The sequence below is a fragment of the Nonomuraea sp. NPDC049607 genome, assembly GCF_040675375.1.
Taxonomy (GTDB): domain Bacteria; phylum Actinomycetota; class Actinomycetes; order Streptosporangiales; family Streptosporangiaceae; genus Nonomuraea.
On the sequence record NZ_JBFAOV010000002.1, the window covers coordinates 514,744 to 537,811 of the forward strand.

24 protein-coding genes are annotated in these 23,068 nt (G+C 71.0%); 8 read left to right on the forward strand and 16 right to left on the reverse strand.

Annotated features, from left to right (window positions below):
• Positions 1-14: 14 nt before the first annotated feature.
• A complete protein-coding gene (locus tag AB0J97_RS06655) occupies positions 15-689 on the forward strand; it encodes a FadR/GntR family transcriptional regulator (protein ID WP_357697438.1) in 675 nt (224 codons plus the stop codon).
• Positions 690-727: 38 nt separating this feature from the next.
• Positions 728-1,675 carry a DNA polymerase ligase N-terminal domain-containing protein gene (locus tag AB0J97_RS06660; protein ID WP_364085327.1) on the forward strand — a complete coding sequence of 316 codons (948 nt, stop codon included), beginning with the start codon at positions 728-730 and terminating at the stop codon, positions 1,673-1,675.
• A gap of 17 nt (positions 1,676-1,692) precedes the next feature.
• Here AB0J97_RS06660 and AB0J97_RS06665 read toward each other — a convergent pair whose 3' ends face one another.
• Genes AB0J97_RS06665 through AB0J97_RS06700 form a run of 8 tightly spaced genes read right to left on the reverse strand, consistent with a single transcriptional unit; the run spans position 1,693 to position 9,303 of the window.
• Complete coding sequence (locus tag AB0J97_RS06665; RefSeq protein WP_357697434.1) at positions 1,693-2,613, reverse strand: aldo/keto reductase; 921 nt, start codon at positions 2,611-2,613, stop codon at positions 1,693-1,695.
• On the reverse strand, positions 2,610-2,915 hold the full coding sequence (locus AB0J97_RS06670; protein WP_364085330.1) for an L-rhamnose mutarotase: 306 nt from the start codon (positions 2,913-2,915) through the stop codon (positions 2,610-2,612). The genes AB0J97_RS06665 and AB0J97_RS06670 overlap by 4 nt, the downstream gene beginning before the upstream one ends.
• A complete protein-coding gene (locus AB0J97_RS06675) occupies positions 2,915-3,904 on the reverse strand; it encodes an ABC transporter permease (RefSeq protein ID WP_357697430.1) in 990 nt (329 codons plus the stop codon). The genes AB0J97_RS06670 and AB0J97_RS06675 overlap by 1 nt, the downstream gene beginning before the upstream one ends.
• Positions 3,901-5,382, reverse strand: coding sequence for a sugar ABC transporter ATP-binding protein (locus AB0J97_RS06680; protein WP_364085333.1), 1,482 nt, complete (start codon positions 5,380-5,382; stop codon positions 3,901-3,903). The genes AB0J97_RS06675 and AB0J97_RS06680 overlap by 4 nt, the downstream gene beginning before the upstream one ends.
• A complete protein-coding gene (locus tag AB0J97_RS06685; RefSeq protein WP_357697426.1) occupies positions 5,382-6,422 on the reverse strand; it encodes a sugar ABC transporter substrate-binding protein in 1,041 nt (346 codons plus the stop codon). Before AB0J97_RS06685 ends, AB0J97_RS06680 begins: the two co-directional genes overlap by 1 nt.
• Before the next feature lie 6 nt (positions 6,423-6,428).
• On the reverse strand, positions 6,429-7,172 hold the full coding sequence (locus AB0J97_RS06690; RefSeq protein WP_357697424.1) for an SDR family oxidoreductase: 744 nt from the start codon (positions 7,170-7,172) through the stop codon (positions 6,429-6,431).
• Positions 7,169-8,458: an L-fuconate dehydratase gene (locus AB0J97_RS06695; protein WP_364085338.1), complete on the reverse strand. Its 1,290-nt coding sequence runs from the start codon at positions 8,456-8,458 to the stop codon at positions 7,169-7,171. Before AB0J97_RS06695 ends, AB0J97_RS06690 begins: the two co-directional genes overlap by 4 nt.
• On the reverse strand, positions 8,458-9,303 hold the full coding sequence (locus tag AB0J97_RS06700) for a fumarylacetoacetate hydrolase family protein (protein ID WP_357697421.1): 846 nt from the start codon (positions 9,301-9,303) through the stop codon (positions 8,458-8,460). Before AB0J97_RS06700 ends, AB0J97_RS06695 begins: the two co-directional genes overlap by 1 nt.
• Before the next feature lie 783 nt (positions 9,304-10,086).
• Here AB0J97_RS06700 and AB0J97_RS06705 point away from each other — a divergent pair.
• Positions 10,087-11,271 (forward strand): cytochrome P450, encoded by a 1,185-nt coding sequence (locus AB0J97_RS06705; protein WP_357697417.1) that lies wholly within the window; start codon positions 10,087-10,089, stop codon positions 11,269-11,271.
• 26 nt (positions 11,272-11,297) lie between these two features.
• On the opposite strand, the gene AB0J97_RS06710 is transcribed toward AB0J97_RS06705, so the two are convergent.
• The 4 genes from AB0J97_RS06710 to AB0J97_RS06725 all read right to left on the reverse strand — a co-directional run bounded on the left by AB0J97_RS06710 (position 11,298) and on the right by AB0J97_RS06725 (position 14,627).
• Complete coding sequence (locus tag AB0J97_RS06710; protein ID WP_364085344.1) at positions 11,298-12,119, reverse strand: hypothetical protein; 822 nt, start codon at positions 12,117-12,119, stop codon at positions 11,298-11,300.
• 160 nt (positions 12,120-12,279) lie between these two features.
• Complete coding sequence (locus AB0J97_RS06715; RefSeq protein WP_364085348.1) at positions 12,280-13,125, reverse strand: CU044_5270 family protein; 846 nt, start codon at positions 13,123-13,125, stop codon at positions 12,280-12,282.
• Complete coding sequence (locus AB0J97_RS06720; RefSeq protein ID WP_364085352.1) at positions 13,118-13,690, reverse strand: RNA polymerase sigma factor; 573 nt, start codon at positions 13,688-13,690, stop codon at positions 13,118-13,120. The genes AB0J97_RS06715 and AB0J97_RS06720 overlap by 8 nt, the downstream gene beginning before the upstream one ends.
• Positions 13,691-13,787: 97 nt before the next feature.
• Complete coding sequence (locus AB0J97_RS06725) at positions 13,788-14,627, reverse strand: LLM class flavin-dependent oxidoreductase (protein WP_364085355.1); 840 nt, start codon at positions 14,625-14,627, stop codon at positions 13,788-13,790.
• A gap of 76 nt (positions 14,628-14,703) precedes the next feature.
• On the opposite strand from AB0J97_RS06725, the gene AB0J97_RS06730 reads away from it, so the two are divergent.
• A complete protein-coding gene (locus AB0J97_RS06730) occupies positions 14,704-15,177 on the forward strand; it encodes a MarR family winged helix-turn-helix transcriptional regulator (RefSeq protein ID WP_364085357.1) in 474 nt (157 codons plus the stop codon).
• A gap of 5 nt (positions 15,178-15,182) precedes the next feature.
• Here AB0J97_RS06730 and AB0J97_RS06735 read toward each other — a convergent pair whose 3' ends face one another.
• The 3 genes from AB0J97_RS06735 to AB0J97_RS06745 form a co-directional block, all read right to left on the reverse strand.
• Positions 15,183-16,022, reverse strand: coding sequence for an SRPBCC family protein (locus AB0J97_RS06735; protein WP_364085360.1), 840 nt, complete (start codon positions 16,020-16,022; stop codon positions 15,183-15,185).
• Positions 16,015-16,572 carry a helix-turn-helix domain-containing protein gene (locus AB0J97_RS06740; RefSeq protein ID WP_364085363.1) on the reverse strand — a complete coding sequence of 186 codons (558 nt, stop codon included), beginning with the start codon at positions 16,570-16,572 and terminating at the stop codon, positions 16,015-16,017. The genes AB0J97_RS06735 and AB0J97_RS06740 overlap by 8 nt, the downstream gene beginning before the upstream one ends.
• Before the next feature lie 262 nt (positions 16,573-16,834).
• Complete coding sequence (locus AB0J97_RS06745; RefSeq protein WP_357697402.1) at positions 16,835-17,863, reverse strand: GDP-mannose 4,6-dehydratase; 1,029 nt, start codon at positions 17,861-17,863, stop codon at positions 16,835-16,837.
• Between the two features lie 265 nt (positions 17,864-18,128).
• Here AB0J97_RS06745 and AB0J97_RS06750 point away from each other — a divergent pair, with 265 nt between their 5' ends.
• From AB0J97_RS06750 to AB0J97_RS06765, 4 genes are all read left to right on the forward strand, one after another.
• Positions 18,129-19,400, forward strand: coding sequence for a glycosyltransferase family 4 protein (locus tag AB0J97_RS06750; protein WP_364085369.1), 1,272 nt, complete (start codon positions 18,129-18,131; stop codon positions 19,398-19,400).
• 46 nt (positions 19,401-19,446) lie between these two features.
• Positions 19,447-20,157, forward strand: coding sequence for a methyltransferase domain-containing protein (locus tag AB0J97_RS06755; protein WP_357697398.1), 711 nt, complete (start codon positions 19,447-19,449; stop codon positions 20,155-20,157).
• Positions 20,154-21,209: a prenyltransferase gene (locus AB0J97_RS06760; RefSeq protein WP_364085372.1), complete on the forward strand. Its 1,056-nt coding sequence runs from the start codon at positions 20,154-20,156 to the stop codon at positions 21,207-21,209. Before AB0J97_RS06755 ends, AB0J97_RS06760 begins: the two co-directional genes overlap by 4 nt.
• 75 nt (positions 21,210-21,284) lie before the next feature.
• Positions 21,285-22,331: a DUF1702 family protein gene (locus tag AB0J97_RS06765; RefSeq protein WP_364085374.1), complete on the forward strand. Its 1,047-nt coding sequence runs from the start codon at positions 21,285-21,287 to the stop codon at positions 22,329-22,331.
• Positions 22,332-22,400: 69 nt separating this feature from the next.
• On the opposite strand, the gene AB0J97_RS06770 is transcribed toward AB0J97_RS06765, so the two are convergent.
• Positions 22,401-23,042 carry a class I SAM-dependent methyltransferase gene (locus AB0J97_RS06770; RefSeq protein WP_364085380.1) on the reverse strand — a complete coding sequence of 214 codons (642 nt, stop codon included), beginning with the start codon at positions 23,040-23,042 and terminating at the stop codon, positions 22,401-22,403.
• Positions 23,043-23,068 lie beyond the last annotated feature (26 nt).

The following is a 23,068-nucleotide window of genomic DNA, read 5'->3' on the forward strand; positions in this document are numbered from 1 at the left end:
CTAGGGAGAAGAGTGTGGCGGTCACCGACGCGGCCATCGACAAGATCAAGCAGATGATCCTCTCCGGCGAGCTGACTCCGGGCGACCGCCTGCCGAAGGAGGCCGACCTCGCCGAGCGGCTCGGCCTGTCGCGCAACTCGCTGCGCGAGGCCGTCCGCGCGCTCGCCCTGATCAACGTGCTCGACGTACGCCAGGGCGACGGCACGTACGTCACCAGCCTGGAGCCGCACCTGCTGCTCGACACCATGTCGTTCGTGCTCGACCTGCACCGCGACGACACGGTGATCCAGTTCTTCGAGGTCCGCCGCATCCTTGAGCCGGCCGCGACGGCCATGGCCACCGAGCTGATGAGCGAGGCGGACATCGAGGAGCTGCGGCTCATCCTCGACTCGCTGCCCGCCGAGCCGACGGTCGAGGAGCTGGTCGCCAACGACCTGGAGTTCCATCAGCGCATCGCGCGCGGGTCGGGCAACAGCGTGCTGTGTTCGTTCATCGAGAGCCTGTCAGGTCCGACCACTCGGGCCCGGGTGTGGCGCGGCCTCACCCAGGAGGGCGCGATGACGAAGACCCGCGAGCAGCACACCGCGATCTACGAGGCCATCGCCGCCCGCCAGCCGGACGTGGCGCGCTCCTGGGCCACCGTGCACGTCGCGGGCGTGGAGGCGTGGCTGCGCAAAGCGCTCGACTGATCGGCACGCCGGACCGCTCCCCGGGTAGTACCCGTGTCGTGCCCGACAAACTGGAGCGATACCGCAGCAAACGCGACCCCAGCCGGACCCCCGAGCCCGTGCCCGCCACCTCCCCCGAGGACGGTGGCGGCGCCGCGTTCGTCATCCAGGAGCACCACGCCCGGTCCCTGCACTGGGACCTGCGGCTGGAACACGACGGCGTGCTGGCCTCCTGGGCGGTCCCCAAGGGCCTGCCCGCCGACCCCGGCACCAACCACCTGGCCGTGCACACCGAGGACCACCCGATGGAGTACCTCACCTTCCACGGCGAGATCCCCCAGGGCGAGTACGGCGGCGGCACGATGACCGTCTGGGACACCGGCACGTACGAGACCGAGAAGTGGTCCGACCGGGAGGTCAAGTTCGTCCTGCACGGCAGGCGGGCCTCCGGCCGGTTCGTGCTGTTCCGGACGCGGGGCAAGAACTGGATGATCCACCGCATGGACGCCCCCGTCCGCGACCCGTTCCCCGACGTGGAGCCCATGCTGCCCACCGAGCGCGTCCGGCCGCCCAGGGACGCCGCCGCCTACGCCTTCGAGTTCGCCTGGCGCGGACGCCGGCTCCTGGTCCCCATCGACGGCGGGCGCACGACGGCCGCCCGCGAGCACCCCTGGCTGCGTCCGCTGGCCGAGTCGTTCGGCAGCCGGGCGGCGGTGCTGGACGGCGAGGTGGTCACGCTGGGCGGGACCGAGATCCTGGTCGTCCACGACCTGCTGTACGACGAGGGCCGTTCCCTGCTGGACGAGCCGTTCGCCGACCGGCGGGCCGCCCTGGAGGCGCTGGAGCTGGCCGGTCCGCGCTGGCAGACCGCGCCCTCGTGGCCCGGCGAGGCCGGTCCGGTGCGGCAGGCGGCGCGCGAGCAGGGCCTGCCCGGCGTGGTCGCCAAACGCCTGGACTCCCGCTACGAGCCCGGCACGTCCAGGTCCTGGCTGTTCATCCCCTCCTGACGCCGCCGGCGTCGCGGTCAGGCCGTCAGCAGGCCCTCGTCGGCCAGTTCCAGCCACAGGTCCTCGGGGACCGGGCGGGACCACAGGGTGGCGTTGGCCAGCACCTCCTCGGGCGCGCGGGCGCCCAGGACGATCGAGGCGACCGCCGGATGCCGCAGCGGGAAGGCCATGGCCGCCTGCGGCAGGGTGACGCCGTGGCGCTCGCAGGTCTTGGCGATCCGGACGGCCCGGTCGAGCAGCGGCGCCGGCGCGGGCGCGTAGTCGAAGGTGCCCGACGGCGTCGGCGTGGCCAGCAGGCCGCTGTTGAAGACCCCGGCCGCCAGCACCCTGACGCCGCGTTCGGCGCACTCCTCCAGCAGCGGCAGCCCCGACTGGTCGAGCAGCGTGTAGCGGCCGGCGAGCATGACGACGTCGATCCCGGTCTCCCGGACGAACCGCAGCGGCGCCCGCCACTGGTTCATGCCGACGCCGATCGCCTTCACCACGCCCTGTTCCCGCAGCTCGGCCAGCGCCGGGTACGCCTCGGCGAGCGCCTGCTCCACGTGGTCGTCGGGGTCGTGGATGAGCGCGATGTCGATCTCGGGCAGGCCGAGCCGGGCGAGGGAGTCCTCCAGGGAGTCGCGCACCCCGTCGGCCGAGAAGTCCCATGCGCGGCCCAGCCCGACGGGGACGTCGAAGATCTCGTCGTCCTCGCGGACCTGCGAGGGCACCACCAGCCGGCCCACCTTCGTGGACAGGACGTAGCCCGACCGCTCGGCGAGCGCGGCGCCCAGGCGGCGCTCGGACAGCCCGAGCCCGTAGTGCGGCGCGGTGTCGTAGAGCCGCACGCCGCTGTCCCAGGCCGCGTCGACCGTGGCGCGCGCCTGCTCGCCGGAGACCGCCTGGTACAGGTTGCCGATCGGGGCGCCGCCGAAGCCGACGCGGGGCAGGTCGATCACGTCATCTCCCAGACCGGCCGCAAACCGCCCGCCGACTTGTCGAAGTCGCCGTCGAGCAGGCGGTTCATCTGACGCTGCCAGGCCTGGTCGGCGGGGTCGTCCTTGAGCGCGGCCTGCAGCGCGGCGTAGTCCTCGACCTCCACGAAGTGGAACAGGTCAAGGCCGTCGCGCCAGATGCGCCACGAGATCACGCCGCCCGCGCGCATGGCGGACTCCAGAGCGGCCGGGATCTCGGCGTGCTCCCTGTCGTAGATCTCCTCGCACCCGGCCTTGAGCCTGGTGCGGAGGGCGAGGCGTTCCATCAGTCCTGCGCCTTTCCGCCGGCGATCCTGCTGATGATCAGTGCGATCAGAATGATGCCACCGTAGATCACCGGTTGCCAGAAGCCGGAGACCCCGATGAGGGTCAGGATGTTCTGGACCAGGCCGATCACCAGCACGCCGGTCAGCGCGCCGAGGACGGTGCCCTTGCCGCCGTCCATGCTGACGCCGCCGATGACGGCCGCGGCGAAGACCATGAAGATCCAGCCGTCGCCCATCTCGTTGCCGATCCCGCCGAGGCGTCCGGTCTCCAGGATGCCGGCCGTGGCGGCCAGGATGCCGCCGAGCACGAACACGCCGAACAGCACGCGGTCCACCCGGATGCCGGCGGCGCGGGCGGCGTCGGCGTTGCCGCCGATGGCGTACAGGGCGCGGCCGAGCCTGAGGTAGGTCAGGCCGAAGACCCCGGCGGCGAACAGCAGCGCGGCGATCCAGATGGCGGCGGGCAGGCCGAGCCAGGTGGCGCTGCCGAGATAGAGCAACGAGTCGGGCAGCTCGAACAGCGTCTTGCCCTGGGTGAGCCCCTGCTGGAGGCCGTCCACGATGATCAGCATGGCCAGCGTGACGATGAACGCCGAGAGCTGGAACCTGATGATCAGGAACCCGTTGAACGCCCCGATGGCCGCGCCCACGAGCAGGGCCAGCGGGATCACCAGCCAGCCGGGCAGCCCGAGGCCGAACCCGCCCGCCGACGCCGGGACGACCAGCATCACGGCGATGCTGGGCGCGCTGCCGACCGTCGACTCCAGCGACAGGTCGAACTTCCCGGCGATCAGGATCATCGCCTCGGCCAGCACGAGCAGCGAGATCGCCGCCTGCTGCTGCAGGACGTTCGTCAGGTTGCCCGCCGTCAGGAAGGTCGGGTCGAGGAACGCGCCCACGACGAGCAGGAGCAGGATCACCGGCACCAGGGTCAGGTCGCGGAACCTGGCCAGCCGCAGCCGGGGGGCCGGAGCAGTCAATGTGGTCACTCTTGTATGCCTTCCATCACGGCCACGAGCTCGTGGTCGGTCCAGCCACGCGGCACGTCCTTAACGACCCGGCCGTGGAACATCACCAGCACCCGGTCGCAGATGCGCAGGTCGTCGAGCTCGTCGGAGACCACGACGGCCCCCGCGCCCCGGCCGACCGCGTCCTCGACCGCGCCGAGCAGGGCCTGCTTGGCCTTGACGTCGACGCCCGCGGTCGGGTTGATCACGACCAGGGCCCTCGGGTCGTCCACGAGCGCCCGCGCGAACACGACCTTCTGCGCGTTCCCGCCGGACAGGTCGCCGACGGGCTGGTCGGGCCCCTCGGTCTTGATGTCCAGGCTCTCGATCATCTGGACGGCCCTGGCCCGGCGCCGCGCGGGCGAGACGATGCCGTAGGGGCCCAGCTTGTGGGCGATCGGCAGGGTGGCGTTCTCCCCCACGGACAACATCGGGACGAAACCCTCGTGATGCCGGTCCTCGGGCACGAACCCGAGCCCGGCCCGCATGGCGGCGGGCACGTCGCCCGGCCTGACCTGGTCGCCGTCGATCGTGACCGTGCCCGTGTCCGGTTTGCGCAGCCCGACCAGGGTCTCGGCCAGGCCGACCTTGCCGCTGCTCGCCGAGCCGGCCAGGCCCACGACCTCGCCGGACCTGACCGCGATGTCCACGTCCTGGTAGCGGCCGGCCAACGACAGGCCCGCACCCGCCAGCACGACCGCCTCGCCCGGCGTGCGCTGCCGGGCCTGGTAGGCGGCCGTGGCCTCGCCGGTCATCGCGTCCACCAGCTCGTTGTGCGGGAAGCCCTCGACCGGCCGGGTCACGATGTGCCGGGCGTCGCGGAAGACCGTGACGCTCTGGCAGATCTCGTACACCTCGTCCAGGTGATGGGAGATGTACATCATCGTGACGCCCTGCTCGCGCAGCGAGCGCATGCGGGTGAACAGCCGCTCGATGGCCGGGCCGTCGAGCCTGGCGGTGGGCTCGTCGAGGATGATGAAGCGCGCGCCGAACGACAGCGCCCGCGCGATCTCCACGAGCTGCCGCTGCTCGACGCTCAGCTCGCCGGCCAGCGCCCGCGGGTCGACGTCCACCTCGTACGTGTCCAGCAGCTCGCGCGCCTTGGCCCGCAGCGTCCGCCAGTTGATCACCCGGCCGCGCTCGGTCTGGCGGTTGACGAACAGGTTCTCCGCGACCGTCAGCGCCGGGATGATCGTGGACTTCTGGTACACGCAGGCGACGCGCCGCCGCCAGGCGTCGCGGTCGCCGAGGGCGGGCGCCGTCTCTCCCGAGAACAGCACCTCGCCCTCGTCCGGCCGCTGGAGCCCGGTGAGGATCGACACGAGGGTGGACTTCCCCGCGCCGTTCCGGCCGACGAGGGCGTGGGTCTGGCCCTCGGCGATGGCGATCTCCGCGCCGTTCAGCGCGGTGGTCGGGCCGAAACGCTTGACGACATTTCGGGCTTCAACGTGATATTTCATCACTTGACCTGGTTACCCCAGAGGTTCTGGTCGTCCACGTTGTCCTTCGTCACCAGCGGCGCCGGGAGCTGGTCCTCGAAGCCGTTGGGGAGCTGGATGATGTTGCTGCCGTGGTCGGTCGGCCCCGGCTGGAACGTCTTGCCGTCGACCGCGGCCTTGGCGTAGAAGATCGCGTACCGGGCGTAGAGGTCGGCCGGCTGCGACACCGTGGCGTCGATGTTGCCCTTGCGGATCTCCTCGAACTCCTGCGGGATGCCGTCGTTGGAGACCACGAAGACGTGCTTGGGGTCGGTCGGCGGGACCAGCAGGTTCTTCTGCTTGAGCACCTGCAGCGTCGGGGCCAGGTGCACACCGCCGGCATGCATGTAGATGCCCTTGATGTCCGGGTTCTGCTCCAGGCGGGTCTGGAGCATGGACGCCGCCTTGCTGCCCTCCCACTCGGTCGGCTCGCTGAACACCGTGATGCCGGGGAACTTGCTCTTCATGCACTCGTTGAACGCCTCGGACCGGTCGCGGCCGTTGATCGAGCTGAGCGCGCCCTCCAGCTGCACGACCTTGCCCTTGCCGCCGAGCTTCTCACCGAGGAACTCGCACGCCTTGGTGCCGTACGCGCGGTTGTCGGCGCGTACGACCATGTAGACCTTGCCCTTGTCGGGGCGGGTGTCCACGGTCACCACGGGGATCTTCTTGTTCTCCAGCTGCTGGAGCGTGTTGGCGATGGCGCCGGTGTCCTGGGGGGCCATGACGATCGCCTTGGCGCCCTGGCCGACCAGCGCCTGCACGTTGTTGACCAGCTTGGAGACGTCGTTCTGGGAGTTCGTGGCGGGCATCAGGTCGACCTTGAGCTCGGTCGCCATCTGCGGGACGTACTTGATGTAGGAGTTCCAGAAGTCGGAGTCGGCGCGCGGGTGGTCGATGCCCACCTTGCCGCCGCCTCCCCCTTCCGCCGTGGAACCGCTGGTGCCGCTCGTGCCGCTGGAGCCACAGGCGGCGACGACCGCCAGCAGGGCCGCGCTCGCGACCACCGGACCGATCTTCATGGGGGGTTACCTTCCTTGGTTGGTTGGCCGGAGCCGCAGCCCCTGCATGCCGCCGTCGACCGCGAGCGCGGTGCCGGTGGTCGAGGCGGCCTCGGGACCCGCCAGATAGGCGATCGCCGCGGCGACCTCCTCGGCGCTGACCAGACGGCCCATGGGCTGCCGGGCGTTCAGCGCCGCTCGTTCGGCCTCGGGATCGTCGGCCGAGTCGAGCAGCCGCCCCACCCACGGGGTGTCGGCGGTGCCCGGGTTGACGCAGTTGACGCGGATGCCCTCGCGGACGTGGTCGGCGGCCATGGCGAGGGTCAGCGACAACACCGCGCCCTTGGTCGCGCTGTAGAGCGCCCGGTCCGGCAGCCCCGCGGTGGCCGCGATCGAGCAGGTGTTGACGATGGCCGCGTGCCGCGACTCGCGCAGGTACGGCAGCGCCGCCCGGCTCACCCGCACCATGCCGAACACGTTGACGTCGAAGACCTTCCGCCACTCCTCGTCCGGGTTGTCCTCGACCGTGCCCTGGGCGCCGACGCCCGCGTTGTTGATCAGGATGTCGATGCCGCCCAGCCGCTCGGCGGCCTCGGCCACCGCCGCGCGCACGGACGCGTCGTCCGCCACGTCCGCCTTGATCCCGACGAACGGGTCGCCGGGCGGGACGAGGTCGAGGCAGGCGACCTTCATGCCGCGCGCCACGAGCAGGGTGGCGGTGGCCAGGCCGATGCCCGAACCGCCGCCGGTCACGATGGCCTTGAGCGTCATGACGCGGACCTCCAGACCTCGCCGTCGGGGAACGTGTGGGCGGTGATCGACGCCGTGTGCATCTCGGCGCTGAAGCCGGGCGCCATGGGGGCGGCGTAGCGGCCGTTGTCGATGACGACCGGGTGCACGAAGTGCTCGTGGAGGTGGTCGACGTACTCGATCACGCGGCCGTCCATCGTGCCGGTGACGGCCACGTAGTCGAACATCGACAGGTGCTGCACCAGCTCGCACAGCCCGACGCCGCCCGCGTGCGGGCAGACCGGCACGCCGAACTTGGCCGCGAGCAGCAGGATCGCCAGGTTCTCGTTGACCCCGCCGACCCTGGCCGCGTCGATCTGCAGGAAGGAGATCGCGCCGGCCTGGAGGAGCTGCTTGAAGACGATGCGGTTCTGGACGTGCTCGCCGGTGGCGACCGGGACCGGCCTGATGCCCTCGGCGATGGCGGCGTGACCGAGCACGTCGTCGGGGCTGGTCGGCTCCTCCACCCAGTGCGGCCGGTACGGGCTCAGCGCGCCGACCCACTCGATGGCCGAGGCGACGTCCCAGCGCTGGTTGGCGTCGATCGCGATCGGGTAGTCGGGGCCGCAGACCTCGCGGGCCACGCGGAAGCGGCGCAGGTCGTCGTCGAGGTCGGCGCCGACCTTGAGCTTGATCTGGCCGAAGCCCTGGTCGAGCGCCTCCTTGCAGAGGCGTCGCAGCTTGTCGTCGTCGTAGCCGAGCCAGCCGGGAGAGGTGGTGTAGGCGGGGTAGCCGGTCTCGATGAGCCGCTGGATCCGCTCTTCCTTCCCCTCTTCTGCGTTTTTCAGGATCTGGAGGGCTTCGTCCCGGGTGAGCGCGTCGCTCAGGTAGCGGAAGTCGATCAGCCCGACGATCTCCTCGGGGGACATCTCGGACAGCAGCCGCCACACCGGCTTGCCCGCCCGCCTGGCCTTCAGATCCCACAGGGCGTTGACCACGGCGGAGATCGCCATGTGCATGACGCCCTTCTCCGGCCCCAGCCACCGCAGCTGCGAGTCGTTGACCAGCTCCTTGTACAGGACGCCCAGGTCTTCGACGTCCCGGCCGAGCACGTACGACTCAAGCGCCCGGATCGCCCCGGTCTGCACGTCGTTGCCGCGCCCGATGGTGAACGCGAACCCGTGCCCCTCGACCCCGTCGTCGGTCCTCAGCACCACGTACGCCGCGGAGTAGTCGGGGTCGGGGTTCATCGCGTCCGACCCGTCCAGCTCGCGCGAGGTGGGGAAGCGCACGTCGTGCGTCTCCAGCGCGACGATTCTGTACGACATCAGCCCTGCCCCACCGTCTGGCGCTGGCGGCCGAGCCCGTCGATCTCCAGCTCCATCACGTCACCGGCGCGCAGGTACGGCTGTCCGGGGATGCCCATCGCGACCCCGGCCGGGGTGCCGGTGTTGATCACGTCACCGGGTTCGAGCACCATGAACCGGCTCAGATAGCGCACGATCTCGGCCACGTCGAAGATCATGTCCTTGGTGGCGCCGTCCTGGCGCTGCTCGCCGTTCACCCAGAGGCGCAGCCCCAGGCTCTGCGGGTCGCCGACTTCGTCCGCCGTCACCAGCCAGGGGCCCAGCGGGTTGAACGTCTCGCACGACTTGCCCTTGTCCCACTGACCGCCGCGTTCGAGTTGGAACTCACGCTCGGAGACGTCGTTGGAGATCGCGTATCCGGCGATCACGTCGAGGGCCTCCTCCCGGCTGTCGAGGTAGCGGGCCTGCTTGCCGATGACGACCGCCAGCTCCACCTCCCAGTCGGTCTTCACGCTGCCGCGCGGCACCAGCACCTCGTCGTACGCGCCGATCACGGTGTTGGCGGCCTTCATGAACACCACGGGCTCGGCGGGCGGCTCGGCGCCGGACTCGGCGGCGTGGTCGCGGTAGTTCAGCCCGATGCAGACCACCTTGCCCGGACGGGCGATCGGCGCGCCCACCCGCAGCCCGGCGGCGTCGACGACGGGCAGGTCGCCACGCTCCAGCGCGGCACGCACGCGCGCCACTCCCCCGGAGGCGAGAAAAGCCCCGTCGATCTCGGGCTCCCCGATGTCGCGCAGGGTGCCGGAGGCGTCCATCACCACCGGCCGCTCCTGCCCGACAGGTCCCACTCGCAGCAGCTTCACACCGCACCCTTCAGTCATTCATCGGATGTCTGTGTCTCAGATGCTGCTGCGGGATGGCGGCGCATGTCAAGGGCGTCCTGCGGGATACATCCGATCCGTAACCTGAACCGACACCTCGAACCCCAAGCAAACCACCCAACCCAGCCCCCACAGCTCCGACGGCTTCCTCTTCTCTGCCGATCACCTCGCCTTGGAAAACATCGGACGTGCCTCAGAGGTGCGCCGCTCGGCGTGGAACGGGGACTGGGGGCCCTGTGCACCGGCCGTGGTCGTCTCGCACGTGCGCCCGCGGGCCCTACACCCGGGGCGACACCCCTTTTCACGCTCGCTCCCCTGCGTCGTGGCCGGAGCAGCAGCAGCCCGGTGATGGTGAGCGCGCAGGCCGGGATGACGAATTGCACGCCGTAGTGGAGGGGCCTCGTCGGGAGCAGAAGGTGGCCGATGTGCACGCCGACCGCCATCCACAACGTGCCCGTACGCGCCCGCGCCGCCGCGCACGCGAAGCCGAGTGCGACGGCCTGCAGCGCGTAGAGCAGGCGTTCGGCCGGCGAGCGCCTCGCCCTCCACCTCAGGGCCACCGACCACCCCACCCCTGACCGCCCGCCCCCCGGAGGACGGGCGAGAGGACGGCGGTCAGAGGTGGCGTTCTGCGGGGTTACATCGGGCTGTCCGGTCGGACGGAAGCTCTGGGCCGGACCGGGGCTACTTGACGGGCGTACAGTGGCGTAATAGAACACGTTTCAGTACATATAAAACAAGCGCTTGATCAAGAGGTGACCGCGCGTGCATATCGACCTCGTCGACAGGGACCGTTACGCGACTTCCGGCCCACCCCACGAACAGCTCGCCTGGCTCCGCGCCAACTCCCCCGTCCACTGGCACGAGGGCGAGCCCGGGTTCTGGGCGGTCACCCGCTACGAGGACGTCGTGCACGTGTCCCGCCACTCCGAGCTGTTCTCCTCGGCCAAGAAGCTCGCCCTCTTCGACGAGATGCCCGAGGACCAGATCGCCCTCCAGCGGCTGATGATGCTCAACCAGGACCCGCCCGAGCACACCAGGCGGCGTTCGCTGGTCAACCGCGGCTTCACCCCCCGGACGATCGGCGCCCTCGAACAGCACATCCGCGACATCTGCGACGACCTCCTCGACAAGTGCTCCGGCGAGGTGGACTTCGTCACCGAGGTCTCCGCCCCCCTCCCCCTGTACGTGATCTGCGAGCTGCTCGGCGCCCCCGCGACCGACCGCGACAAGCTGTTCTCCTGGTCGAACCGCATGATCGGCGCCCAGGACCCCGACTACGCCGCGACGCCCGAGGAGGGCTCCGGCGCGGCCATGGAGGTGTACGCCTACGCCAACGAGCTCGCGGCGCAGCGCAGAGCCAGCCCCAAGGACGACATCATCACCAAGCTCCTCCAGCCCGACGAGAAGGGCGAGAACCTCAGCGAGGACGAGTTCGACCTCTTCGTCCTGCTGCTGATCGTCGCGGGCAACGAGACCACCCGCAACGCGGCCTCCGGCGGCATGCTGGCCCTCTTCGACCACCCCGACCAGTGGGACCGCCTGGTCGCCGACCCCACGCTGGCCAGGACGGCGGCCGACGAGATCGTCCGGTGGGTGTCGCCGGTCAACCTCTTCCGGCGCACCTCCATGGCCGACCAGGTGCTCGGCGGGCAGCCCGTCAAGGACGGCGACAAGGTCGTGGTCTTCTACTCCTCCGCCAACCGAGACGCCTCCGTCTTCCCGGACCCGGAGGTCTTCGACATCGGGCGCACGCCCAACACGCACATCGGGTTCGGCGGCGGCGGCGCGCACTTCTGCCTCGGCAACCACCTCGCCAAGCTGGAGCTGCGCGTGCTGTTCGAGCAACTGGCCAGGCGCCGCCCGCGCATCCGCCAGGCCGGCCCGGCCCGCCGCCTGCGCTCGAACTTCATCAACGGCATCAAGGAGTTGCCGGTCACGATCGCCTGACCCTCCCGAGGGCGCCGGGAACGCCCTCACGAGAAGCGCCGGTGCCGGGGATGGCGGTGGATCCTGCGGCGGGCCGCGCGGATCTGGCGGAGGACGTGGACAGTGCCCTCCGGGCCCGGTTGCCAGCCTTGCTGGATCAGCGCGTCGGCGACGTGGCGGAGAAGGCCGGCGATCTGGCCGGGGATGACGTCGCGGCGTACGGCGATCATGCGCCAGCCGAGCCGCCGCAGCTCGGCGCGGCGGTCGTCGTCGCGCCGCCGGTCCTCCGGCGAGGTGTGGTGCTCCCGGCCGTCGTACTCGACCCCCACCTTGTACGGCTCCCACCCCAGGTCGAGGTAGGCCCGCCTGCCGCCGCCCAGGTCCACGGCGAGCTGCGTCGTGGGCCGTGGGAGGCCGCCGTCGACGAGGATGACCCGCAGCCAGCTCTCCCGGGGCGAGGCGGCACCCGCGTCGGCCAGGCTCAACGTGTCGCGCAGCCGCCAGGAGTTGAGCGGACGACGCCACAGGGCCTCCATGTCGACCCCCAGCCGGGCGAACTGGTCGAGCGCCGCCACGGCCTCCGGACGCGGCAGCGACCGGGCGCAGTCGAGGGCCGTGCGCGCCATGGTGGTGAGCCGGACGCCCCGATGGTCGGTGACGTCGTCGGTGGGCAGCTCGCCCACGTACGTGACGCAGCCGGGGATCGCCAGGTGAGCGGGGGCGATCACCTCCACCGGCCAGTCGGCCTCCGGGACGGAGAGCACGCTCAGGCCCCAGACATGTGCGGCCGTCTGCCGGCAGGCGACGGCCTGCCGGCAGGACCGGGTGATGCGCTCGGCGCGGCCGAGCAACGAGAGTGAGCCGTTCACGGGCCCAGGGTGACGGCCTTCCCCAGGCCCCCGCAGAGCCGAACCGCGTTCTGTGGAAAACCAGCGAACTCCACCCCCTCCCGAAGCCCGCCCCACCCGACCGGCGCCCACCCCACGTCATCGCAGAGGCCGATCAACCCGCCCAGCAGCCGCCCACACGTCAGCGCGGAGGCTGATCGGTCCAGCCTGCGGTGACCCAGACGAAGCTCGGGCCCCACGCCACTCCCCCGTCGCCGCCGTAGAGGTAGTTGGTCCGGATCACCCGGGCGCTCGCAGGGTCGACGACCGTCCTGATCTCGGGGCCGCCGTCGGGGTTGGGGAACCGCAGCTCCTGCCCGTCCTCGACCTCGCCCGCGTTCTCGACCCCGGGTGTCGCGGCGAGTGCCCGGAACGCCGCGGACCGGACCTCCGGCGGCGCCGGCAGCTCCGAGATCAGCGCGACCAGTGAGAACAGCGGGTCACCACGCTGCTCGGAGGAGGTCATGTCGCGGGCGAGCCCGGGAAGGGCGGCGATCCGGGCGACCAGGGCGGCCGGCTCCGTCGGCAGCCCTTCGAGCTCCTCGATGCTCACCTCGGCCCCCTTGAGCCTGAGCGGGTTCGGGTCGGGCACGACGACACCCGCGGGGGCGTCCGGCCGGCCCCTGGACCAGCGACGCCCGTCCCGCGTGGTCCAGCTCTCCCGTGAGGGGATGTCGGCGTCCCGGTACTCGCGGGTGACGTGCCAGTACCGGCCGGCGCCCTCGGGCGTCCGCTCGGCGCTGGCGGCGGCCATGAGCAGGACGTCCTTGCCCGAGGCCGGTGTGCCGGCAGGCGCGATCACGCCCGTGGCGAGCACCGTGACGACAGCGGCGGCGGCCAGGGCGAGCGACGGCACGAGCCACCCGGTCCGCCGCCGCGCCGTACGGCCGCGCATCCTGTCCTGGAGGCGGCCCCTGCTGCGCGCGATCGCCTCGGTGGCCGGTTCGGGCTTGGCCAGCAGGGTGGCGAGCTCGTTCAGGTCATCCATGAGCGGTCTCCTTGTCGACGAGGGCGTGGATCTTCGCGCGCGCCCGGCTGAGCCGGGAGCCGACCGTGCCGGCGGCGATGCCGAGCGCCTGGGCCACCTCGTCGTAGCTGAGCTGGCCCAGGGCCACGAGCAGCAGGACGTCGCGCTCGCCCCCGGACAGCGCGGCGATCGCCCTGGCCAGGTGGGGCTGCATGCGCTGGGCAGCGACGGAGGCCACGACCCGGTTCTCATGGCCTTCCACGGCGGGTTCCGGGCCCAGCCGGGCCAGCGCCCGGTAGTGGCGGACCTCCTTGCGCCGGTGCCTGGCGATCAGGTTGGTGGCCAGGCCGAACAACCAGGGCCGCAAACCCCCGCGTTCCGGGTCGAACCGGTCGCGCTGGTCGAAGGCCAGCAAGAACGTCTCGGCCGTGATGTCCTCGGCGATCTGCGTGTCCAGCCGACCGGCGACGTACAGGTAGATGTCGCGGTAATGGCGATCGTGCACGATGGTGAACAGGTCGGGGTCCCGCCGGTACCGGGCGACCAGCTCGGCGTCGGTCAGCTGTTCGCCCGCTTCGGCGATCACGTTGTCGTCTCCGTCATCAGGCGCCTTCACGAAGTGGTGGACTGTCACCCATCCTTCGCCGCAGGCCCGGATCGTCTTCCGCGCGTCCCGCCGCCGGTCAGGAAGTCAGCGCGCGGAGGGCGGGCAGCACCTCCCCGGCCAGGCGCTCCGCCTGGGCGCGCGGGTCGGGGCCGACCGGCGTGAAGTTCATCGACGTGAACCCCATGGCCACGAACTCCGCCAGGCGGCCGGTCACCTCCGACGCCGAGCCCGCGACCATCCCGTCCCCCTCGGCGGCGGCGCCGATGCGGAAGGCGACGTTGTACACGCACTCGACCGGGCGACCGGCCGACAGGACGCGCTCCCTCATGGGTACCGCCCGTTCCGGCGGCGCGAACCCCAGGGAGGGGATCCAGCCGTCGGCCAGCCGTCCGGTGGCGTCGAGGGCGCGTGGGCCGTACGTGCCCAGCCAGATCGGGATGGGGCTGAGGGGCTTGGGCTCGATGGTGGCCCGATCGGTGTGGTAGCGAGAGCCTTCGTACGTGAAGTGCGATTCGGACCAGAGGCCGCGGATGACGTGGATGGCCTCCACCATGCCGTCCACCTTCTCGCGGGGTGTGGGCACGCCCAGCCCGAACGCGCGGAACTCCTCGTCGGAGTAGCCGCCCCCGAGCCCGAGGATCAGCCGGCCGCCGGAGAGCCGGTGCAGCGTCTCGGCCATCTTGGCGACCATCGCCGGCGGCCGGTACGGCACCCCCAGCACCCGCGTCGCCACCCTGATCCGCGAGGTGGCGGCGGCCACCCAGGTCAGCATCGTCCACAGCTCGTACGTCGGCTCGCTCCCGCAGGGATGGTCCGAGGCCGAGACGAAGTCGAAGCCCAGCTCCTCGGCCGCGCGAGCGTCCCCCACAGGATCGGCCCCCGGCCCCGCCGAGGTCGATATGCCCAGTCCGAACACGACGTGCCTCCTCCAGATTGGTTTACATGTAAACCTAGATCTGAGGTCGGTTACACGTCAACTAAACTCCGGGGACATGGAGCCCAACTGGCTGGACGACGCCGAGTTCCGGGCCTGGATCGGCTACCGCAGGATGCGCCTGCTGCTGGACGCCCAGGTCAGCCGCGACCTCGCGCGCGACTCAGGGCTGTCGGCCCCCGACTACGACGTCCTGTCCGCGCTGACCTCCGCGCCCGACCACCGGTGGCGGCTCACCAGGCTGGCCGACCGGATGCTCTGGTCGAAGAGCCGCCTCTCGCGGCACATCTCGCGGATGGAGCAGCGCGGGCTCGTCACGCGCGAGGGCTTCGAGGGGGACGGGCGCGGCGCCGTGGTCGTGCTGACCGAGGGAGGTCTGCGGGCCATCCAGGAGGCGGCGCCCGCCCATGTGGCGTCCGTCCGCAGGCACTTCATCGACCTGCTCTCGCCGGAGCAGATCGAGGTGCTCGCGACGATCGCCGAGACCGTCCTCGATCACCTGCCGGACGCCGATCACGACAAACCCGGCTGAACCGCTCAGGACTCGACCCACATCGGACGCCAGTCCGGCACCTCGTGGAAGCGCCGCAGCTCCGCCACCCCGGACAACATCCCGCCCCAGGCCGCGTACGGCGGGCGCTCGGCGTCGAAGCCGCTCTGCACGAGCGTCAGCCGCGTCCGGCCGGCGGACCCGGCGAGCTCCCACGAGCTCACCCCCGGGCCGCCCCAGTCGACGGAGAACCGGCGCTCCGGCTCCAGCTCCAGCACCTTGGCCGGCGACGGGTCGTTCGCGAACCCGCCCATGGCGAACCGGCCGCCGACGTACGGCTCGATCTCGATCGGGAACCCGAACCACTTGGTGGCCGTCTCCGAGTCGATCAGCGACTCGAAGACCTGGGCGGGCGCCGCGTCGATGGTGACCTCGGCGCGCAGCTCGCGCGCGGTGAAGTCGACGCGCGGCGTGAGCGGCCGGCCCTCGACGTGCTCGGCCAGGCTGGCCAGGACCTGGTACCAGTACGTCTGCAGCACGCCGCGGATGCTCGCGCCGGTGACGACGTCCTGGAAGTCGTAGTGCGACTGCGACACCGAGACGATCGTCGCCGACTCGCCGTCCTCCTCGACCGTGATGCCGGCGGTCGTCTCGACCCCGTCCAGCAGCCAGGCGAACTGCACACTGCGGTCGTCGGCCGACAGCACCCGCTGGTGCGGCGCGTCGCCCTCCGGCGTCGTACGGCCCCAGAACTCGAACCGGTCCGGCAGGTCCACCTCGGCGTGCTCGGCCAGCCAGACGCGCGCCGCGGCCGAGTCGGTCAGCGCGTGCCACACCTCCTTGACCGGCGCCTGGACGCGGACCTTCGCGATCATCGGCTCACTCATGCTCTTCTCCCTTGGGGTAACAGGCCACGGCGAGCTTGAAGGCGTCACCCTCAGCGCCGCCGTAACGAGTGAAAAGCTCCTGCAGCATGCCCTGCAGGTCGTTCAGGAACTGCTGGCGGCTCTCCGGACGTACGTGGATCTCTCCGGACAGGCCGATGGACGGCAGCTCGGGCGCGTCCCGGTCGAGCGCGGCGATGTCGGCCTGGACCTCCTCCATGAGGTCGAGCAGGTAGCCCAGGCTCAGCTCGTCGCGTGCCTTGCGCAGCCCGATCCGCCCGACCAGCTGCGGTGACAGCCAGTACGAGCGGGCGCCGGCCTGGTAGATGCCCTCGTGGATGCCGCGCACCTTGCGCTCGGACACCAGGTCCACGAGGCCCGCCTCGACCAGCCGCTTGACGTGGTAGTAGACCCGCTGCGGCGTCTGCCCGAGGCGTTCGGCGACCTCCGAGCACGTGCGCGGCTCGGCCAGTTGCCTCAGCACCTCGACCCGCTGCGGCTTGAGCAGCGCCTCGGCCTGCTCGATCTGTTCCAGATACAGGACATCTCTCATCGCAAAATCAATCTTTTACGTAAAAATCCTCTTTGTCAATGGGATCCGCGGGATCGCCGTGAGGACTCAGAGGGCCCACAGAGCGCCGCGTGACGGCGGGTCACCGGTGAAGGGTCAGCGGCCGTGCCCCTGGAGGGCCCTCAGCCGCAGTACGGCGGATGGCCCGAGCACGCGAAGCCGTGAAGAGACAGCAGACCCCGCACCGGAACAGGCGGCCACAACCGCACAGACCCCGGGAAACAACGACCGGAGGCGGTCCGGTCTACGGCCAGGAGCTGTCCTGGTCGGGGTCGCCGCCGGCGGAGAGGAGGCGGAGGTCGCTCTCGACCATCATGGCGACCAGCTCGTCGAACGACACGCTCGGCTCCCACCCCAGCTGCGCCCGCGCCTTCTTCGGGTCGGCGCACAGCAGGTCCACCTCCGCCGGCCGGTGCAGCGCCTGGTCGACCACCACGTGCCGCTCCCAGTCCAGCCCGGCGGCCGTGAAGGCGGCCTCCACCAGCTCGCGCACCGACTTCATCCGCCCGGTGCCGATCACGTAGTCCTCGGGGCTGGCGGCCTGCAACATCAGGTGCATCGCCTTGACGTAGTCGCCGGCGTAGCCCCAGTCGCGGCGCGCCTCCAGGTTGCCCAGCCGCAGCTCCGTGGCCAGCCCGAGCTTGATCCGGGCCACCCCGAGCGTGACCTTCCTGGTCACGAACTCCGCGCCGCGCCGCGGCGACTCGTGGTTGAACAGGATGCCCGACACCGCGAACATCCCGTACGACTCGCGGTAGTTCTGCGTGAGGAAGTGCCCGTACGCCTTGGCCACCCCGTACGGCGAGCGCGGGTGGAAGGCGGTGCGCTCGGTCTGCGGCGTCTCGGTGACCTGCCCGAACATCTCCGACGACGAAGCCTGGTAGAAGCGGATCTGCCCCGACGGCGACGATCCCCCACCTCTCGACACGCCCGAACACACCCGGATGGCCTCAAGCATCCGCAGGACGCCCATCCCGGTCACCTCGGCGGTCAGCTCGGCCTGCTCCCACGACATGGGCACGAACGAGATCGCCCCCAGGTTGTACACCTCGTCGGGTTGAACGCGTTCCACCGCGGAGATCAGCGACCCCTGGTCCAGCAGGTCACCCCGTACCACCTGGACGTCGGCGAGCAGCTTGCGCATGCGCGAGACGCGCGGGTTCGCCTGTCCGCGGGCCAGCCCCCACACCTCGTACCCCTGGTCGAGCAGGTGCTCGGCCAAGTAGGAACCGTCCTGGCCGGTGATGCCGGTGATCAGAGCGCGCCTGGCCAAGGGGTCCTCCAACTATCACGTAGGTACGGTGGCCCGCACCGCGTCCCTTTGGGACGGGAATGTACAGCTAAGCGCCTGGACGCAGCACCAAGCCACCTAGAACATGTTTCACCGAACCACGCTCGGTTACCTTAATGTCGCAGTTCGCACGGCCTGTGGAGACTGTTGTGAACAATTCCAGGTGACCTACCGAATGGTAGCCTTCTCGGACTAAGGTCATCTTTCACGGTACACGCCCGCCTCTTGGGGCCTTACCGCAGAAAACATGGGCCTACCGGCGGAGAAAGGGGTGTCCGTGAGCGAGGCGCTGCGGATCGCGCTGCTGTCCTATCGCAGCAAGCCCACCTGCGGCGGGCAGGGCGTCTACCTCCGGCACCTGAGCCGTGAACTGGTCGCGCTCGGTCACCACGTCGAGGTGTTCTCCGGACCGCCCTACCCCGAGCTGGACGAGGGCGTCGTCCTGCGCAAGGTGTCCAGCCTCGACCTCTACCGGGACGAGGACCCGTTCAGGACCCCGAAGCTGGCCGAGTACCGCGACTGGATCGACCTCCTGGAGGTCGGCACCATGTGGACGGCCGGCTTCCCCGAGCCGCTGACCTTCACCCTGCGCGCCTACCGCGAGCTGAAGAAGCGGGTGGGCGACTTCGACGTCGTCCAGGACAACCAGACCCTCGGCTACGGCCTGCTCGGCATCCAGAAGCTGTTCCCCGTGGTCGGCACGATCCACCACCCGATCAGCGTCGACCGGCGGATCGAGCTGGAGGCCGCCACCGGCTACAAGAAGCTCACCATGCGCCGCTGGTACGGGTTCGTGAAGATGCAGTCCCGCGTCGCCCCCAGGCTCAGCCCGATCCTCACCGTCAGCGAGTCGTCGCTGGCCGACATCCACCGGGACTTCAACGTCCCGCAGGCCAACATGCGGCTGATCCCGCTCGGCGTGGACACCCGCTACTTCCACCCGCGCCCGGACAAGCCGCGCCGCAAGGGCTCGATCGTCGCGGTCGCCAGCGCGGACTCGCCGATGAAGGGCGTGGCCACGCTGCTGCGCGCGGTCGCCAAGCTGGCCACCGAGCGCGACGTGAACCTGACCGTCGTCAGCAAGCCCACCCCCGGCGGCCCGACCGAGCGGCTCGTCCAGGAGCTCTCGTTGCAGGACCGGGTGCGTTTCGTGCACGGCATCTCCGACGACGAGCTGGGCGAGCTGATCGCCACCTCGGAGATCTCGGTGGTCCCTTCGCTGTACGAGGGCTTCTCGCTGCCCGCCGTCGAGCACATGGCCTGCGGCACGCCGCTGGTGGCCAGCCGTACGGGCGCGCTGCCCGAGGTCGTGGGCGACGCGGCCGTCCAGGTGCCGCCGGGTGATGCCGAGGAGCTGGCCGCGGTGCTGCGCCGCCTGCACGACTCCCCCGAGGAGCGCGAGCGGGTGGGCAAGGCCGGCTACGACCGCGTCATGGAGCGCTACACCTGGCACGTCGTCGCCAAGCGGACGGTCGAGGCGTACCGCGAGGCGATGGCGGCGCACAAGAGCCGCCGCTGACCCCCGTACGAAGAGCCCCAAGAGCTGATCAAGGAGAAGCGACAAAGTGCTGACCGTGGACTTCGACCGGCTCCCCGTGGGCCCCGGCGTGCGTGTGCTCGACCTGGGCTGCGGCGGCGGCAGGCACGCCTTCGAGGTGCTGCGCCAGGGCGCCGACGTCGTCGCCTTCGACATGGACCAGTCCGAGCTGGACAACGTGGCGGCCATGTTCGTGGCGATGGACAAGGCGGGCGAGGTGCCGCTGGGCGCGACCGGCGAGACCGTCCAGGGCACGGCGCTGGACATGCCGTTCGAGGACGGCGGCTTCGACCGGGTCATCGCGGCCGAGGTGCTGGAGCACATCCCCGACGACATGGCGGCCATGCGGGAGATCTTCCGCGTGCTCAAGCCGGGCGGCACCGCGGCGATCACCGTGCCGAGCTTCCTGCCCGAGCGCATCTGCTGGGCCCTGGACGAGGACTACCACACCGCGCCGGGCGGCCACGTGCGGATCTACACGCTGGCCGAGCTGTCGGCCAAGCTCAAGTCCGTCGGCTTCGAGATCGGCCCGCACCACCACGCCCACGGCCTGCACGCGCCCTACTGGTGGATCAAGTGCGCGGTGGGTGTCAACAACGACGACCACCCGGTCGCCAAGGCGTACCACGAGCTGCTGGTGTGGGACATCATGAAGCGGCCGGCCGCCACCAGGATCGCCGAGGCGCTGCTCAACCCGCTCATCGGCAAGAGCGTGGTCCTCTACGTCAAGAAGCCATGATCTCCCGCGAGGAGGTCGTCCGCACGGCCCTCAGCATCGCGGCCATCCAGCAGGACGACGGCGGAGTGCCCTGGCCCGAGGGGCACGTGGACGCGTGGAACCACGTCGAGTGCCTGATGGGCATGTGCGTGGCCGGGCTGGCCGAGCCGGTGCGGCGCGGCTGGGAGTGGCTGGCCCGCCACCAGCGCCCCGACGGCTCCTGGCCGATGAAGCTGCTCGACGGCGTGGCGGCCGAGGCGGGCGGCGAGTCCAACCACGCCGCCTACGTGGCCGCCGGCGTCTGGCACCACCATCTCGTCACCGGCGACCGCGAGCACGCCGAGCGGTACTGGCCCATGGTCAAGGCCGCTCTCGACTACGTGGTGGGCCTGCAGACCGAGCGCGGCGAGATCGTCTGGGAGCGGGACGCCCACGGCCGGCCGGCGGCGTACGCGCTGCTGACCGGGTGCGCCTCGATCCACCAGGGCCTGCGCTGCGGCGTGCTGCTCGCCGACCACCTGGGCGACCCGCAGCCGCACTGGGAGCTGGCCGCCGACCGGCTCGCCCACGTGCTGTCGGCGCACCCGGAGGCGTTCGCCGACAAGAGCCGGTTCTCGATGGACTGGTACTACCCGGTGCTCGGCGGCGCCGTACGCGGCCGGCAGGCGTTCGAGTTGCTGGATCGTGAGTGGTCCACGTTCGTGGTGCCGGGGCTCGGCATCCGGTGCGTGTCCGACCAGCCGTGGGTGACCGGGGCCGAGACGTGCGAGCTGGTGCTGGCCCTGGACGCCATGGGCGACCGTACGCGGGCCGCCGCGCTCTTCGCCGACGTGCAGCACCTGCGGCACGAGGACGGCTCGTACTGGACCGGCTGGCAGTTCGTCAACCGCAAGCACTTCCCGCACGAGCGTTCCGGCTACACCGCGGCCGCGGCCGTCCTCGCCGCGGACGCGTTGCAGCGCCTCTCCCCCGGTTCCGGGCTGTTCCGCGACATCGCGGGCACGTCGGTGTCCGATCCGGAGGCGTGCGGGTGCGTGGAGCGGCGGTCCTTCAGGTCGGCGCCCCCCGGCTGACCCGCCGCAGGTGGCGCAAGGGCTTTTGCGGGTTCTTTGCCGGGGACATCCGGTGCGCCGCCGGTGAACGGCGCAATGGGGTTACTAGCTTCGTGTCTGGCCGTAGGAGGCGTCTTCGGGGGAAGCGTGGGCGACACGGGCACAACAGCGTTCTTGGACCAGGTCAGGATCGAGCCGACACTGTCCCCGGCGAGGGGGCTGCGGAGGTTTCTGACCAAGGATCCTTCGGAGTCCGATCTGAGCCGGCGCAGGTTCCGGTCGCGCGCCGGGGCTCCCCGAACAGTCTTCGCGGATGCCGAAAAGTCGTACGTATTCGGCTTCAACGCGGTGATGTCGCGGGAAGTCGAGAAGATCGAAGAACTATCACCTGAGCAGCGGCCTTACGGCTACGAGGGCGCGGCGGCGGCCTGCACCGTGCTCGACCTGCTCACCCTGACCCGGGGCCGGCGCCTTCACGAGCTACTGGCCGGCCCCGCCCAGCATCACCGCCACGCCGCGTACGTCGGCGCCGGACGCGGCTACGCGCTGCTGCGGCTGCGTCCGGTGTGGGGCGCGCGGCGGGCGCACCCGCTGATGCGCTGGCTGGCCGTGGACGGCTTCGGCTTCCAGTGGAGCCTGTCGCGCGCCGACCGCATGGTGGGCCGCAGGAGCATGCCCGACCTGCTCACCCGCGCCCACTGCGCGGTGTTCGACCAGGGGCTCGGACGGCTGCTGTGGTACCACGACTGCGCCTCGCCGGACGACGTCGGCGCGCGGATCGCGGGCTTCCCGGCGACGCGGCGGGCCGACCTGTGGAGCGGCGTGGGGTTCGCGGCCACGTACACGGGCGGCGCCGACAGCGACGAGCTGTGGTGGCTGACCGAGCACGCCGGGGCCGACGGCTTCCGCGCCCACCTCGCGCAGGGCTGCGCCTTCGCGGTCACGGCACGGCTGCGGTCGGGGGCGCTGCCGGACCACGCGCGGCTGGCCGTGCCGATCCTGGCCGCCGTCGCGCCCGACGAGGCCGCCGCGTGGACCGACCAGGCGCTCCTCGCCCTCGGCCACGACGCCCACACGCACGAGGACTTCCAGCGCTGGCAGGCCCACACCCGCAGGTCGTGGAACCGCCGCCACCGCGGCTAGACGCGTTCCGGAACGCTTCTGCCCGGATGCCATGTCCGACGCGTTCGAGGACGCGCGGCGAGCCCTCGGCTAGATGCCCGGGGCCACGCGTTCGAGGACGCGCAGCGAGCCCTCCACCGACACCTCGCGGAAGGCGCCCGACGCGAGGGCCCGCAGGTAGACCCGGTACGGCGCCTGCCCGCCGTCGGCCGGGTCGGGGTAGATGTCGTGGAAGACCAGCGCGCCACCCTCCATGACGTGCGGCGCCCACCCCTCGTAGTCGCGGGTGACCGGCTCCTCGGAGTGGCCGCCGTCGATGAAGAGCATGCCGAGCGGCGTGTTCCACACCGCGGCCACCCGGTCGGACCGCCCGACGACGGCGATCACCTCGTCCTCCAGCCCGGCGGCGGCGATCGTGGCGCGGAAGACGGGCAGCGAGTCCATCCGCCCGAAGCGCGGGTCCATCAGCGTCGGGTCGTGGTGGGCCCAGCCCGGCTGGATCTCCTCCGAGCCCCGGTGATGGTCGACGGTGACGACCACCGAGCCGACGTGCCGGGCCGCCGCGCCGAGATAGATCGCCGACTTGCCGCAGTAGGTGCCGATCTCGCAGACCGGGCCGCGACCGCCGTACCGGCAGGCCGCCTCGAACAGGGCCAGACCCTCCTTCGGCGGCATGAATCCCTTGGCGTGCTCCGCTGCGAGAAGCAGCTCCGGCGGCATCGTCATAGGCATGCACCCTAGCCGAACCGAACAACATT